Source organism: Ruegeria sp. EL01 (genome assembly GCF_900313035.1).
Taxonomy (GTDB): domain Bacteria; phylum Pseudomonadota; class Alphaproteobacteria; order Rhodobacterales; family Rhodobacteraceae; genus Ruegeria.
Window position 1 is genome coordinate 569,155 of sequence record NZ_OMPS01000046.1, and the last position, 14,712, is coordinate 583,866.

Here is a 14,712-nt window from a genome sequence, read left to right on the forward strand (position 1 = left end):
AATCGCAAGCCACCCACCAGCCGAAGAAAAAGGGCGCAAAAGTCCAGTCGCTGCTGTGAACAGCGCGAAACCGACTTTACGGTTGCACTATACTTTGATGTGCTTTCCGACCCTCGCCCGATGCCTTCCCTGGTTTTTCATACCAGATGTAGTGGCAATCTCTTCGGCTCATACAATCTGGCGTAAATACCCATACAAGGTCAACGACCTTTTCAGTCATTTTTGAAATCTTTTTTGTTGACCAAACAGTCTGAGCTAGGTGCCAAATTCTGGAACCCGATTCCTCCACAGGGTCGCTCGTGGCGATTTTTCGCCGCTGACCCAAAGCTGCAACGGGAATTGCCGTTTTTACCAGCATAGTTATCAGCATTTGATCAACCGGTGTCAGACTGGCTAGGCTGGACAAGAATCATCCTGCAATGGATGCTGCGACACCCAAACTGCGCCCGAAGATGCGCAAATGATTGAGGGCTTACGAAAGGATGCAGTTGTTTCGCATTTTCCCCGCTATGGCCATGATCGTGGCCTGTACACCACAAGATGTGCCCGTTGCGTCACGCAGCGCACAGTTTGAAGAATATCCCCAAAGGCTGTTCGATACGTTTGAAATAAGTTGCTCGGGGCCTGGCGAAACATTTGAAAAGGTCGGAAGCCGAGCTTTTGAATGCAGAGAGTCCCTGCCGCCCGACGCCACGGCTTATCTGATTCTGACATATGACGGTTATCCACAAAAGCTACCGCAAAGCGTCATGCGATTGACGTCGACGAAAAACGACGCTGGCTATCGTGTCGATGCCAACCTGTTTTTTGAGGTGCCACAAAAAACCGGCCAAACCGTCAACATCCCGATAGAAAGCAAGACATTGGATGAAGCCATCAGCACCCTGTATCAGGTTGCTGGCGGTTCACCCAAATGACTTGGAGAAAGTGGTCGGGGCGGCAGGATTCGAACCTACGACCCCCTGTACCCAAAACAGGTGCGCTACCAGACTGCGCCACGCCCCGGACCGTGCGCCTTCCTAACGAGGCCGATCTGATTTGAAAAGCCCTAACAGGGCCAAATTGCCGGACCTTGCAAAAAAACTTCGTGTCGCATCTGCGTTCCCGGCTTTAATGAATATCGCGCAGCCAGTCCGGCATTGATTTCCAACACCGCAAAAACGGAATCACCCCCTTCAATCGGCGTCAGATCTCCGGGAATTGCACCTTCATGCACGTGAACCACAGTACCTGTTTTATCCAGGAAAATGATATCCAGAGGAATCAGTGTGTTCTTCATCCAAAACGCCACAGGTTGTGGAGGGCTGAACACAAACAACATGCCCGAACGGCTCGGCAATGATTCTCGGAACATCAAACCACGAGCGCGTTCTTGCGGTGTAACCGCGACTTCGACATCAAAGCGCACAAGGGCTGCATCATTTCGAAGCTCAACACGATCTGCACGACACGCCGCCAAGACATCCCCGGCCCACAGAATTGAAATCAGAGCCAGAAGTGTCAGATGTCTCGTCATGAGGAATCAGTCGTCCAGTGCGGATTCCCAGGCCAGCACTTGCGCTGCCATGCGCCCCCGCTTGCCGTTGATCACACGCATCGCCAGCGCCTCGCCAGGCTGTAGATCCGCCAGACCAGAGCGGCGCAGAACTTCGATATGCAGAAATACATCTTCGCCTCGGCCAAAGACATTGGCAAAGCCAAAGCCCTTGCCCTTGTCGAACCATTTGACCCGCGCAGCCTCGAGCGGCGCATCGGAAATAACGTCCGGATCCAGTTCGGCAAAATCCGTGAGCATCATGGTGTCGGCCTGTGCCGGAGGATCAACCGCAATCACTTCGACGGCCTGAACGCCGCGATCTGTGCGGTGCGTCATGATCTCAATGCCCGCGCCGTCGGCAACCGAACTTTGGCCAAAGTTCCGCAATACATTTACATGCAACAGAATATCTGGACCGCCATCGTCAGACACAACAAATCCGTACCCCTTTGCGGGATCGAACCATTTAACGTGTCCATGGACGCGATACATGTTGTTCAGATCTTCTGGCACGGTTTTCCCATCGCGAATATTAGCGCTTCGTTAAGGGTTTGTTGTTTATGGGAATGGCAGGCAAATTCAAGCTGAAAAAATCGTTTGATTTCTGTCTGTTGCAATTCGCGACACGTGAAAGTCATGGATTTAACCTTTCCACCTGCCATGCCGAACCCGGCTCCTTTCTTTGCCATCTGAACCGATCATGCAGACGAAATGCTCCATCGGCCCAGAATTCGATTTCCGTTGGGACCAATCTGTACCCTCCCCAAAACGGAGGGCGTGGTGGATTCGGTCCAAGTTTTGCCGTCACCTTTGCAACTTCGGCCATCAATGCGGCACGGCTGCTAAGGGGCTGCGATTGGCGAGAGGCCCACGCCCCCAATCGGCTTTTTATTGATCGTGACGCATAATATTCGTCGGCTTTGGGCCCGCTTTCACGCGTTACTATACCACGAACACGTAGCTGACGCCGCAAAGATTTCCAATGCATCACAAATGCAGCCTTGCCGGCGGCATCCAGTTCAGTTGCCTTGGTGCTCTCATAGTTGGTGTAAAAAACAAACGCTTCGGGTTCGATATCTTTCAGCAAAACCATTCGGGAATTGGGCATGCCTTCAGAATCAACGGTCGCCAACGCAATAGCATTTGGATCGTTCGATTCAGTCTCTTCGGCCTCGGCCAACCATCGGGCCGCTATTTCAAACGGATCGATGCCGGCAAAAATGCCATCGCGCTCGCTCATTTCCATCCCCTGGAACGTATTACCAAGGACCCTAAGGCGAGAACCCGCTGCGGGCAAGAGCACACGGCCTTGATGCAGCGCTACCAATGGCATAAACCAACTCAACATAACGCGAAGACAGGCGGAGAACCAAACATGGCAAATCAGTTGATGGCCGGCAAACGCGGCCTCATCATGGGACTGGCCAATGATAAATCAATCGCATGGGGTATTGCCCGCGCCTTGTCCGATGCTGGGGCCGAACTGGCCTTTTCTTACCAAGGCGACGCACTGAAGAAACGAGTCGATCCTTTGGCGGCACAATTGGGCAGCGAAATCGTCCTGCCCTGCGATGTCAGCAACGAAGAGTCGGTTGATGCGCTGTTCACCTCGCTTGAGGAAAAATGGGGTACGTTGGATTTTGTCGTTCATGCGATCGGGTTTTCCGACAAGAACGAACTTCGGGGTCGCTATGTCGACACCAGCCGCGCCAATTTCAACCTGACCATGGATGTGTCGGTCTATTCCTTCACTGCAGTGATGCAGCGGGCGGAAAAGATGATGTCGGAAGGCGGCAGCGCAATCACCCTGACCTATTATGGTGCCGAGCAGGTCATGCCACACTATAATGTCATGGGCATTGCAAAAGCAGCGCTCGAGGCGTCAGTGAAATACCTGGCCGAAGATCTGGGTAAAGACGGTATTCGCGTCAACTCGATTTCTGCCGGTCCGATCAAAACGCTGGCCGCCAGCGGCATTGGCGATTTCCGCTACATTATGAAGTGGAACGAATATAACTCGCCCCTGCGCCGCAACGTGACCATTGATGATGTGGGCAAGTCGGCGCTGTATCTGCTGTCTGACCTCAGCAGCGGCGTGACCGGTGAAAACCTGCACGTGGATTCGGGCTATCACATCGTCGGCATGAAAGCTGTCGACGCGCCGGACGTCGAGAAGGGTTGAATCCATGAGCGCCAACGACCGCCTGCCCCATGAAAAAGGCTTTCACATAAGCTGGGATCAGATTCACCGCGATTCTCGGGCTTTGGCCTGGCGCCTGGATGGGCAAGGCCCTGATGGTGGAGCGTGGCGCGCGGTAGTTGCGATCACCCGCGGCGGCATGGCCCCCGCCATGATCGTCAGTCGAGAACTGGACATTCGCACGGTCGATACGATCAGTGTTCGGTCTTATCACCATCAGGACCAAGGTCAGGCCGAAGTTCTCAAAGCGCCTGATGCAAAACTGATGGGCGATGGTGAAGGCATTCTGATCATTGACGATCTTGTCGACAGTGGAAGAACGCTGGAACTGGTTCGGGAAATGTACCCCAAAGCCCATTTCGCAACAGTTTACGCCAAACCCAAGGGCCGACCGATGGTCGACTCTTTCATTACCGAAGTCAGCCAGGACACATGGATCTTTTTCCCATGGGATATGGCCCTTCAGTATGTTCAACCGTTTCGCGGTACGGACTGACCGCTTCAAACAAAAAAAGCGTGCGGCAGGCCCGCGCTGAAATGCTCAGGGATGCCGCATGACACAAACCCGCACAGCCGCCACTTTTGCCCCTCCGGTGATGGAGGCGCGGCGTTGGTTGGACGGGGTTACCTTCCCTGCTGACCGCCCGTTGATCAATGTCAGCCAGGCCGCGCCGGTTGACCCTCCACCTTTGCCAATGCGTCAGGCCATCGCCGAATTTGCCGTCAATGAAGACAGCGCCCATCTCTATGGTCCGGTATTGGGGAACGACACATTGCGTGCCGAACTGGCAGCGCAGGTCAGCGCGCATTACGACGCGAAAATCTCAGCGGAGCAGGTTGCGATCACGTCAGGGTGCAATCAGGCTTTCTCGGCCGTGATTTCTGCCATCACGGATCAGGGGGATGAGGTCATCCTGCCAACCCCCTGGTATTTCAATCACAAAATGTGGCTGGACATGGCTGGCGTGACCGCGGCCGATCTGCCAACTGGCAATGATCTGTTGCCCGACCCGGATAAGGCGCGCGCGCTGATCACGGATAGAACGCGAGCTATTGCGTTGGTGACACCCAACAATCCGGGCGGCGTTGAATACCCGAGCGATCTGGTCCGAGCCTTCTACGATCTGTCGCGCGAGGCCGGGATTCGGCTTTTGGTGGACGAAACCTATCGCGATTTCGACAGCCGGAATGGTCCGCCTCATGATCTGTTTCAGAGCTCTGATTGGGACGAAACACTGGTTCATCTCTATTCCTTCTCGAAGGCCTACCGTCTGACCGGGCACCGCGTTGGTGCCATCGCCACCAGTACGGGGCTGCTCCGCGAAGTCGAAAAGTTCCTGGATACGGTGGCCATTTGCCCTGGTCAGATCGGCCAGTTTGCCGCCCTTTGGGGGATGCAAAACCTGTCCCAGTGGCTGGCGGGCGAGCGGGACGAGATTCTCGACCGCCGAGCAGCCATCTCAGACAGCATGCCGAAACTGACTGAAAAGGGCTGGCGCCTGTTGGGACTTGGGGCCTATTTCGCCTATCTGGAGCACCCGTTTGACATGCCATCGGACGAATTGGCGCGCCGATTGGTGGCTGATGCCGGGATTCTACTGTTGCCCGGCACCATGTTCATGCCCGATCACGACCCGGCTGGAAAACGTCAGGTGCGCATCGCTTTTGCCAATCTCGACAGGGACGGAATTGGCCTGTTGTTCGACCGTTTGCAGCAACTGTCCTTCTAAGCTTGCCCCCCGGCCACACGCATCGTATTCAGGGCCGCAACCAACGGGGCAGATACCTGCCGAAGTAAGCACGAAGAGGGCACCATGGCCGCAGGCGCGAAAAGTCTTTCGAAAACCTTTGTCTGGATTCTGATGGGCCTTTTGATGCTGGGTCTGGCCGGTTTCGGTGCCGTCAATCTTAGCGGTACGGTCCGCACCGTGGCGCAGGTTGGCAATGAAAGTGTCTCGGTCGACACCTATGTGCGCGAGTTGCAGCGTGAAATCCGCGCGGTCGAAGCGCAAACAGGCCAGCCATTGCAGATGTCGCAGGCTCGCGAACTCGGTCTGGAACAACTGGCACTGTCGCGGTTGACGGCGCTGGCTGCATTGGACAACGAAGTTGCCCAGCTTGGTATCTCGATCGGCGATGAGAACTTGCAGGAAGACATCGTTTCGATTCCCGCCTTTCAGGGCGTGAACGGAAGTTTTGATCGTGAAGCTTACCGTTTCCAACTGGAACAAGTCGGCATGACCGATTCTGAATTCGAATCCGATCTGCGCAAAGAATCCTCCAGGACGCTTGTGCAAGGCGCGGTGATCAGTGGCGTGAAGATGCCGGAAACGATGACATCCATACTGACCGACTACATTGGCGCCCGGCGCAGCTTTTCTGTCGCGACAGTCGGGGTTGATGCGCTGTCAGAGCCTGTTGCCGAACCAACAGATGCTCAGGTCCAAACTTTCTATGATGAAAACACCGACCAGTTCACCCTGCCCCGCACCAAGCGCTTGACCTATGCCATCCTGTCACCCGAAATGCTGGTGGACACGGTTGAAGTCGACGAAGAGTCTCTGCGTCGTTTGTATGATCAGCGCTCCGCAGAATTCCAGCAACCCGAACGCCGTCTGGTCGAGCGTCTGAACTTTCCAAACGAAGAGGCCGCAAATGACGCCAAGGCGCAACTTGAGGTGGGCGGCACCACGTTCGAAAAACTGGTCCAGGATCGCGAACTTGAGCTGAGCGATATCGACCTCGGCGATGTCACCCGTGACGATCTAGGCGACGCTGCAGACGTGGTGTTTGCCGCCGAAGTTGATGCCGTTGTGGGCCCGCTGCCTTCCGTGTTTGGCCCTGCCCTGTTCCGGATCAACGGAACTCTGGCCGCGAACAACGTCCCCTTTGAAGAGGCCGAACCTACCCTGCGCGAGGAACTGGCCTCGGACCGGGCCCGTCGTTTGATCGAGGCGCAGTCTGAAGACATCAACGACATGTTGGCTGGGGGTGCAACCCTCGAAGAACTGGCCAGCGAGACTGAAATGGAGCTGGGCCAAATCGACTGGACCCGCGACAGCGCCGAGCGCGTCGCAGCCTATGGCGGCTTCAGAACCGCAGCCGAAGCTGTCCGCGAGGGCGACTTCCCCGAGGTGGCCTTTTTGGAAGACGGATCGATTTTTGCCCTGCGCCTGAACGAAGAACTGCCGCAGCGTCCCGAACCGTTTGACAGCGCCCGCGACCGCGTTGCCGAAGCCTGGCGTCAATCCGAAACGAACAAAGCACTGCAAGCGCAGGCCAACGCCGCTGTGACACAGCTTGCCACAGATGGGGATTTTGCAGCAACCGGGCTGCCCTTCCGTGTGGAAAACGGTCTGACCCGTACTGCGTTTCTGGAAGACGTTCCTGCCAGCTTCATGGCTGACGTCTTTGCCATGGATCCCGGCGAGTTGCGCGTCATTGGCGGCAATGGCACTGCATTGATCGTGCGTCTGGACGATGTTCTGCCACCAGCAGAAACAGATGAATTGCGTCAGGTGCAACAGGCTTTGTCTGCTCAGATGGATCAGGCGCTGGCCCAGAACATTTTTGATGCCTATGTGCGCGATGCGCAGACCCGGGCCCGCCCGGTTATCGACCAGCAGGCGCTGAACGCCGTGCAGTCGAGCTATTAAACGAGACCGACATGGCCCTGACACCCGATTTCGACACGTTCGCGCGCGCATATGAAGCGGGCGAAAACCAGGTCGTGTACACGCGCCTTGCGGCGGATCTGGATACGCCGGTTTCGCTGATGCTCAAGCTGACGGGCGCACAGAAAGACGCCTTCATGCTGGAATCCGTCACCGGTGGCGAAGTTCGCGGGCGCTATTCGATTATCGGCATGAAGCCCGACCTGATCTGGCGTTGTGACGGCGATATCTCCGCCTTGAACCGCTCGGCCCGCTTCGACGCCGAGGCGTTTGTGCCACAAGACGGCAACCCGATGGACAATTTGCGGGCTTTGCTGGCCGAAAGCCGCATCGCCCTACCCGATGATCTACCTCAGGCAGCGGCAGGCCTGTTTGGTTACCTGGGCTATGACATGGTGCGGTTGGTGGAATATCTGCCGAATGTGAACCCGGACCCGCTGGGCTTACCAGACGCAATCATGCAGCGTCCGTCGGTCATTGCGGTTCTGGATGGCGTGAAAGGCGAAGTGACGGTTGTCTCTCCGGCGTGGGTCAGCGACGGACAGTCGGCCAAGGCTGCCTATGCCCAAGCAGCTGAACGCGTCATGGATGCAGTGCGCGATCTGGAGCGTGCAATGCCTGCCGAAACCCGCGATCTGGGCGATGCGTCCGAGGTCGCGCCTCCGGTGTCGAACTTCACCAAGTCCGGCTATATGGAAGCGGTCGAGAAGGCCAAAGAATACATTCGGGCGGGCGACATCTTTCAGGTTGTTCCGGCGCAGCGCTGGACACAGGATTTTCCACAACCGCCTTTTGCGCTTTATCGATCATTGCGACGCACCAACCCATCGCCGTTCATGTTCTATTTCAACTTCGGCGGCTTTCAGGTCGTGGGTGCAAGCCCCGAAATTCTGGTGCGCGTCTTTGGCGACGAGGTCACGATCCGTCCGATTGCAGGCACCCGTCCACGCGGTGCGACACCCGAAGAAGACAAGGCGAACGAGATTGATTTGCTGGCCGACAAAAAGGAACTGGCAGAGCATCTGATGTTGCTGGATCTGGGCCGCAACGACACTGGTCGTGTTGCCAAGATCGGTACAGTGCGCCCGACAGAAGAATTCATTATCGAGCGTTACAGCCATGTCATGCATATCGTGTCAAACGTTGTAGGCGAACTGGCCGAAGACAAAGACGCGCTGGACGCTTTCTTTGCCGGAATGCCTGCAGGCACGGTATCTGGTGCGCCGAAAGTGCGTGCGATGCAGATCATCGACGAGCTTGAACCCGAAAAGCGCGGCGTCTACGGCGGCGGTGTGGGTTATTTCAGCGCCGGTGGTGACATGGACATGTGTATCGCCCTGCGGACGGCCATTGTGAAGGATCACAAGCTGTACATTCAGGCCGGTGGTGGTGTCGTCTACGACAGTGATCCCGAGGCGGAGTATATGGAGACCGTGCATAAATCCAACGCCATCCGTCGTGCAGCAGCAGATGCGGCACGGTTCACCGGATCAGGTAACAGCTAACAAGGGGCGGCTGACCCTCAGATCGCCGCCCATTTGTTCAGTTGAAACGCGCCAGTTTTACTGAATTTCACGCATCATGACGGCCGAGATCGGTGCCATGGCCACCCGGTTTCCGCGGTCTTCTAGCCCCCATAGCAGCAAGGCCGAGATCGTTTCGGGACGCACGCGTCCCAACATGACAACTGTGCCCTCCTGACCAGCACGGAACGCCGCCTGATCAAGGAACCGGCGCATGATCTTGGGGTCCTGCCGGGCCCCGTCGATATCGCGGAACACCACGCCTGACGGGATCCCGTTACGTGCCGCCAATTTTTGGACCGTGTTCAGACCATTGTCTTGCGTAATCAGTCCACGGCCAGTCCCACCCGCGATGGCCGCAACCTGATCGGCCAGCTTTCGGTTGCCCTGAATGCCGGTCTCAACGCCTTCCAGAATGCCGACAGTTTCCGGCAGCATATCAAGCCAGACGGCCATCGAGACTTCGGCGTCTTGCGCGCTGGCCGCTTCAGGCATGTCTGCCAATGCCAGAACTTCGAACCCGGCCGCACGGTGGCGCGCCATTTTTTCTGCCGCATTCGGGTCTGAAGGGCTGATGGCAAAGCTGATCGGATAAGGAAAGTCCTGCAGCGCTTCGGCCCCAAAGGCGCCTTCATCATCAATCAAAATGATCGACATCAACGGTTTGGAGTCTGGGTTTTCAAACGGGATTGCATAGGCGTCAATCGGCGGGCCGGATACAATTTCGCTTTCGACGCCGGCCTCTTCCGTCTGGGCGCTGTCCCGCTCGGTCAGAGGGACCACTCGTTTGCCCACGATAGAGCTGTCTTCAACTGGCTGCTCACCCCCGATCTGCGGCAATGCAGCGATCCGGGGCAGTTCGCGGGGCATCGTGTCTTCGTCACCCTCGACCGCAATTGGGCTGTTTTCGAACGGGTTTTCTTCCTCAGCCTCGGTACCAACAGATGGCGTTTCGGGTGTAGGTTCCGGCTGAAGCACAGCAACCTCTTCACCCTCCGGCTCGACCAGAGGCGCAGGCGTATCGTCGATCACCAAGGGCTGCTCGTCTTCCTGCGGAACGACCAGGGCGACGCTCGGTGTCGGAGGTGCTGCCGGGGCATCTGTCACCACGGAAACTTCGGTCGATGCCGACGGTTCTGGCTGCTCCAACCCTTGGGTTGTTCCACTGACTGAGGGCTGCGAGTCAGGTGCTTCTTCAAGATCGGACAGATCCGCCAGATCATCCGATTCATCGCCAGCGGCTTTTGGCGCATGCGGGGCCAGTTCAACCAGATCAGCGTCACCCCCAGCTTCGGCAGCTTCGACCGAGGCCTCGGGTGCCTCGACTTCGGTTGCGTCAGGAGCCTGCGATGCGACAACCGGTTTGTTGGCCAACGGCGTGTTCAGTGATAAAACCGCGCCAATGATCAAAACAACGACCGTCCCAACGATCATTCCTCCGAAAAATCCGCCCATAACTGCTGCCTCTCGCCTCTTATCCTGTCCGCTCACTGTTGCGCCATCTTTTGCGACGCTGGACCTGTTGTCGCGCCAGGAACGGGATGTCCCCTTGACGCTGCCGCACAAGCCTGAGCATGTATGTCCCGATATTATACCGTGGCCAGGGCCTGCATCGCCAGCCCGAAATGCCCAAGCCGAGATAAGTGCCCACATGCTGCTGCTGATCGACAACTACGACTCGTTTACCTACAATTTGGTACATTATTTGGGCGAACTTGGTGCCGAAATGGTCATTCGCCGCAATGATGCGCTGGATGTGCAAGAAGCAATGGCCATGAATCCAGCCGGTATTCTGCTGAGCCCGGGCCCCTGTGACCCGGATCAGGCCGGAATTTGCTTGGCACTGACTCAAGCTGCGGCTGAAACGAAAACACCGCTTTTGGGCGTCTGTCTTGGACATCAGACCATTGGGCAGGTCTTTGGCGGCAAGGTTGTGCGATGCCATGAAATCGTTCACGGCAAGATGGGCATGATGCATCACACAGGCAAAGGTGTTTTTACCGGCCTGCCGACGCCGTTTGAGGCAACGCGTTATCATTCCCTGATTGTCGACCGTGACACCCTGCCCGATTGCCTGGAAATCACGGCTGAACTGGAAGACGGCACAATCATGGGGCTGCAACACAAAGAACTTCCGATGCATGGCGTCCAATTCCACCCGGAATCCATTGCATCCGAGCACGGCCATGCCTTGCTCAAGAACTTCCTGCAAGAATTGAAAGTCCCTGCATGAGTGACGCGTTAAAGCCATTGATCGGAGCAGCTTCCGATCGTCCCCTTAGCCGCGCCGAAGCTGAACAGGCTTTTGGCATTCTGTTTGATGGTCAAGCCACGCCCAGCCAGATTGGCGGGCTTTTGATGGCGATGCGGACACGGGGCGAAACGGTCGAGGAATACGCAGCAGCCGCAGCCGTCATGCGTGCCAAATGTAATGCCGTATCAGCCCCGGCTGGTGCGATGGATATCGTTGGGACCGGTGGCGATGGCAAAGGCACTCTGAACATTTCGACCGCGACGGCCTTTGTGGTTGCTGGCGCTGGTGTCACGGTGGCCAAGCATGGCAATAGAAATCTCAGTTCCAAATCAGGCGCTGCAGACGCGTTGGGTCAGATGGGTATCAACGTTATGGTCGGCCCGCAAACCGTTGAAAATGCGTTGGAAGCGGTTGGAATTGGCTTCATGATGGCGCCGATGCATCATCCCGCCATTGCCCATGTCATGCCCTCGCGGCAAGAACTGGGTACGCGCACGATTTTCAACATCCTAGGGCCGCTGACCAACCCTGCGGGCGTAAAACGTCAGTTGACCGGCGCCTTTAGTCGGGACCTGATCCGGCCAATGGCAGAAACGCTGGGCCTTTTGGGATCTGACCACGCCTGGCTGGTACACGGATCGGACGGAACAGACGAACTGACCATCACTGGCATCAGCTGGGTGGCTGCACTGGAAAGCGGAACGGTTAAAGAGGTCGAACTGCATCCCGAAGATGCTGGTCTGCCGGTGCACCCCTTCGAGGATATCCTGGGCGGTTCACCGGAAGAAAACGCCGATGCTTTCCGCGCATTGTTGGACGGCACCCCTTCGGCCTATCGTGACGCTGTTTTACTAAACGCAGCCGCCGCGTTGGTTGTGGCTGAAGCTGTAAGCGACCTGCGAGAAGGCGTTGAAGTAGCCGCTGAAAGCATCGACAGCGGAAAAGCGAAAGACAAAATCACCGCCTTGGCCCGTTTGACACAGGAAGCCGCATGACCGAAACCGTACTGGACAAAATCAAAACGTACAAACTGGAAGAAGTAGCTGCAGACAAGGCGAATAAATCGCTCGAACAACTTGAAAGCGAAGCGAAAAATGCATCCGAAGTGCGCGGTTTTGTTGACGCTTTGCAAACCGCCTCCCGCGAAGGCTACGGACTGATTGCCGAGGTCAAAAAGGCCAGCCCATCCAAGGGCTTGATCCGTCCAGACTTTGATCCGCCGGCTTTGGCCAAAGCCTATGAAGATGGCGGCGCGACCTGCCTGTCTGTGCTGACCGACACGCCTAGTTTCCAAGGCGCCAAGGATTATCTGACTCAAGCGCGTGCGGCGACGTCCTTGCCTGCGTTGCGCAAGGATTTCATGTACGACCCCTATCAGGTCGTCGAAGCCCGCGCATTGGAGGCAGATTGTATCCTGATCATCATGGCGTCGGTTGAAGATGAACAAGCCGCCGAGTTGGAACAGACCGCGTTCGATTGGGAAATGGACGTTCTGATCGAGGTCCATGATGAAGCGGAATTGGAACGCGCCGCACATCTGAAAAGCCCCCTGATTGGGATAAATAACCGCAATCTCAAGACCTTCGAAACCAGCCTTGATACAACACGGCGGTTGTCGAAACTGGTGCCGGCAGATCGGACGATCGTCTGCGAAAGCGGGCTGAACATGCCCGAAGATCTGTCCGATATCGCCCGCTATGGCGCGCGGTGCTTCCTGATCGGAGAAAGCCTGATGCGACAGGACGACGTGGCATCAGCCACACGTCATCTGCTGGCAAACCCACTGATCCCCGGAGTGATGTGATGCCACTGACCCATTTCGACGCGCAAGGTCAGGCGCATATGGTGGATGTCTCGGACAAGGCTGTCACAGATCGGGTCGCCGTCGCTGGCGGCCACATCAAGATGACCACGCAAACGTTTGATATCATTTCGGAAGGCCGCGCCAAGAAGGGCGATGTTTTGGGTATCGCGCGCCTGGCCGGGATCATGGGGGCAAAGAAAACACCTGATCTGATCCCGCTCTGCCATCCGTTGCCCGTGACCAAAGTCGCTGTGGAGCTGACACTGGACCCTGATCTTCCCGGTGTGCTGATCGAAGCCACAGTCAAGACATCCGGACAAACCGGGGTCGAAATGGAAGCTCTGACCGCCGTGTCGATCGCAGCTTTGACCGTTTATGATATGACCAAGGCTGTCGACAAATCGATGGAGATCGGCGGCATCCGGGTTCTCCTGAAAGATGGCGGAAAATCAGGACGTTACGAGGCAAAATGATTACCGTCGAAGACGCCCGCGCGCTGCTGTTCGATCTGGTCGCGCCCCTACCTTTTGAACATGTTCCGCTGGCTCAATCTGCGGGGCGTGTTTTGGCACAGGACGTCGCTGCGACCCGGGATCAGCCGCCATTCGCGGCTTCGTCCATGGATGGCTACGCGGTTCAGGCGACCGAGGTTGAACGTCATGCCATGTTCAAAGTCATTGGCGAGGCAGTCGCAGGTCAGCGGTTTGAAGGTGCTGTCGGTCCCGGCCAGGCCGTTCGCATATTTACTGGCGCCCCGGTTCCCGAAGGCGCAGATTTCATTATTATTCAAGAAGATGTGGACCGGCGTGGTGACCTGATCACCGTGAGCGACACGCCCGGACCAAAAACCAACATTCGCCCGGCAGGTGTCGATTTCACTAAGGGGACAACGATCACGGCTCCACGCTTGATCCGCGCGGAGGATGTCGCGTTGATGGCGGCGATGAACATCCCCAAAGTTCCTGTCGCGCAAAAGCCTGAAGTTGCCCTGATCTCAACAGGAAACGAACTTGTCATGCCGGGTGAAACACCCGGTCCCGATCAGATCATCGCTTCGAATACTTTTGGGCTCAAGGCTATGCTCGAAGGGCTTGGCGCCCATGTCCGTGTCCTGCCCATTGCGCAGGACACCGTGTCTTCGCTCGAAACAGCATTTGATCTGGCAAAAGGCGCGGACCTCATCGTTACGATCGGCGGTGCGTCGGTCGGAGACTATGATTTGGTTTCAGACGTCTCTCACTCTCTGGGGATGGAGCGGTCGTTCTACAAAGTGCGCATGCGCCCTGGCAAACCGTTGATGGCCGGGCGCATGGGTGATGCGGCCATGGTTGGCCTGCCGGGGAACCCAGTCAGCGCAATGGTTTGTGGTTATTTGTTTTTGGCCCCGATGGTGCGACGTATGCTGGGTCTGGATCAAACCGTCGCCTCGTTTCAGCAAGCAACCCTGTTGGACCCACTCGATGCCAATGGTCCGCGCCAGCATTATATGCGCGCCATTGTGGATCAAAACGGCATTCGCGCCTGCGCAGATCAGGACAGTTCCCTACTAAGCGTTTTGGCGCAAGCCAACGCGCTTTTGGTACGCCCGCCGCAGGATCCGGCGCAGCAAATTGGCGACACGGTGCTATACCTGCCGCTCTAGAATTATCTCAATCCAGTTGACACAAAACGTGAACATGCGTAGAACAAAAGAAAACGCATGAGCGACGAGGTGTGAGCG

General features: G+C 56.7%; 15 protein-coding genes and 1 tRNA gene. 11 read left to right on the forward strand and 5 right to left on the reverse strand.

The window, feature by feature from the left end; all coding sequences use genetic code 11:
* Positions 1 to 482: 482 nt before the first annotated feature.
* The gene (locus D9K61_RS23175; protein WP_120635531.1) at positions 483 to 917 is read left to right on the forward strand and encodes a hypothetical protein; all 435 of its coding nucleotides are present in this window, start codon (positions 483 to 485) and stop codon (positions 915 to 917) included.
* 11 nt (positions 918 to 928) lie between these two features.
* Here D9K61_RS23175 and D9K61_RS23180 read toward each other — a convergent pair.
* From D9K61_RS23180 to pdxH, 4 genes are all read right to left on the reverse strand, one after another.
* Positions 929 to 1,005, reverse strand: a tRNA-Pro gene (locus D9K61_RS23180).
* 43 nt (positions 1,006 to 1,048) lie between these two features.
* Positions 1,049 to 1,516: a DUF192 domain-containing protein gene (locus D9K61_RS23185; protein ID WP_120635532.1), complete on the reverse strand. Its 468-nt coding sequence runs from the start codon at positions 1,514 to 1,516 to the stop codon at positions 1,049 to 1,051.
* 6 nt (positions 1,517 to 1,522) lie between these two features.
* Positions 1,523 to 2,050, reverse strand: a complete 528-nt coding sequence (locus D9K61_RS23190) for a cold-shock protein (protein ID WP_120635533.1) — start codon at positions 2,048 to 2,050, stop codon at positions 1,523 to 1,525.
* A gap of 121 nt (positions 2,051 to 2,171) precedes the next feature.
* Positions 2,172 to 2,777: a pyridoxamine 5'-phosphate oxidase gene (pdxH, locus tag D9K61_RS23195; protein ID WP_120635685.1), complete on the reverse strand. Its 606-nt coding sequence runs from the start codon at positions 2,775 to 2,777 to the stop codon at positions 2,172 to 2,174.
* A 135-nt stretch (positions 2,778 to 2,912) separates the two neighbouring features.
* Here pdxH and fabI point away from each other — a divergent pair, with 135 nt between their 5' ends.
* The 5 genes from fabI (at position 2,913) to trpE (ending at position 8,916) form a co-directional block, all read left to right on the forward strand.
* A complete protein-coding gene (gene fabI, locus D9K61_RS23200; protein WP_120635534.1) occupies positions 2,913 to 3,719 on the forward strand; it encodes an enoyl-ACP reductase FabI in 807 nt (268 codons plus the stop codon).
* Between the two features lie 4 nt (positions 3,720 to 3,723).
* Positions 3,724 to 4,233: a xanthine phosphoribosyltransferase gene (gene gpt / locus D9K61_RS23205; protein ID WP_120635535.1), complete on the forward strand. Its 510-nt coding sequence runs from the start codon at positions 3,724 to 3,726 to the stop codon at positions 4,231 to 4,233.
* Positions 4,234 to 4,291: 58 nt separating this feature from the next.
* The gene (locus D9K61_RS23210; protein ID WP_120635536.1) at positions 4,292 to 5,467 is read left to right on the forward strand and encodes an aminotransferase; all 1,176 of its coding nucleotides are present in this window, start codon (positions 4,292 to 4,294) and stop codon (positions 5,465 to 5,467) included.
* Between the two features lie 84 nt (positions 5,468 to 5,551).
* Positions 5,552 to 7,393, forward strand: coding sequence for a peptidyl-prolyl cis-trans isomerase (locus D9K61_RS23215; protein ID WP_120635537.1), 1,842 nt, complete (start codon positions 5,552 to 5,554; stop codon positions 7,391 to 7,393).
* 11 nt (positions 7,394 to 7,404) lie between these two features.
* Positions 7,405 to 8,916, forward strand: a complete 1,512-nt coding sequence (gene trpE / locus D9K61_RS23220) for an anthranilate synthase component I (protein ID WP_120635538.1) — start codon at positions 7,405 to 7,407, stop codon at positions 8,914 to 8,916.
* 57 nt (positions 8,917 to 8,973) lie between these two features.
* On the opposite strand, the gene D9K61_RS23225 is transcribed toward trpE, so the two are convergent.
* Complete coding sequence (locus tag D9K61_RS23225) at positions 8,974 to 10,389, reverse strand: divergent polysaccharide deacetylase family protein (protein ID WP_120635539.1); 1,416 nt, start codon at positions 10,387 to 10,389, stop codon at positions 8,974 to 8,976.
* 196 nt (positions 10,390 to 10,585) lie between these two features.
* On the opposite strand from D9K61_RS23225, the gene D9K61_RS23230 reads away from it, so the two are divergent.
* From D9K61_RS23230 to glp, 5 genes are read left to right on the forward strand one after another with little or no spacing between them, the layout of a single operon-like run.
* Positions 10,586 to 11,167 (forward strand): aminodeoxychorismate/anthranilate synthase component II, encoded by a 582-nt coding sequence (locus tag D9K61_RS23230; protein ID WP_120635540.1) that lies wholly within the window; start codon positions 10,586 to 10,588, stop codon positions 11,165 to 11,167.
* Entirely contained in the window at positions 11,164 to 12,183 is a 1,020-nt protein-coding gene (gene trpD, locus D9K61_RS23235) for an anthranilate phosphoribosyltransferase (RefSeq protein ID WP_120635541.1), read from the forward strand. The genes D9K61_RS23230 and trpD overlap by 4 nt, the downstream gene beginning before the upstream one ends.
* A complete protein-coding gene (gene trpC, locus D9K61_RS23240) occupies positions 12,180 to 12,992 on the forward strand; it encodes an indole-3-glycerol phosphate synthase TrpC (RefSeq protein WP_120635542.1) in 813 nt (270 codons plus the stop codon). Before trpD ends, trpC begins: the two co-directional genes overlap by 4 nt.
* A complete protein-coding gene (gene moaC, locus D9K61_RS23245) occupies positions 12,992 to 13,465 on the forward strand; it encodes a cyclic pyranopterin monophosphate synthase MoaC (protein ID WP_120635543.1) in 474 nt (157 codons plus the stop codon). The genes trpC and moaC overlap by 1 nt, the downstream gene beginning before the upstream one ends.
* Positions 13,462 to 14,634, forward strand: a complete 1,173-nt coding sequence (gene glp / locus D9K61_RS23250) for a gephyrin-like molybdotransferase Glp (RefSeq protein WP_120635544.1) — start codon at positions 13,462 to 13,464, stop codon at positions 14,632 to 14,634. The genes moaC and glp overlap by 4 nt, the downstream gene beginning before the upstream one ends.
* Positions 14,635 to 14,712: the final 78 nt, after the last annotated feature.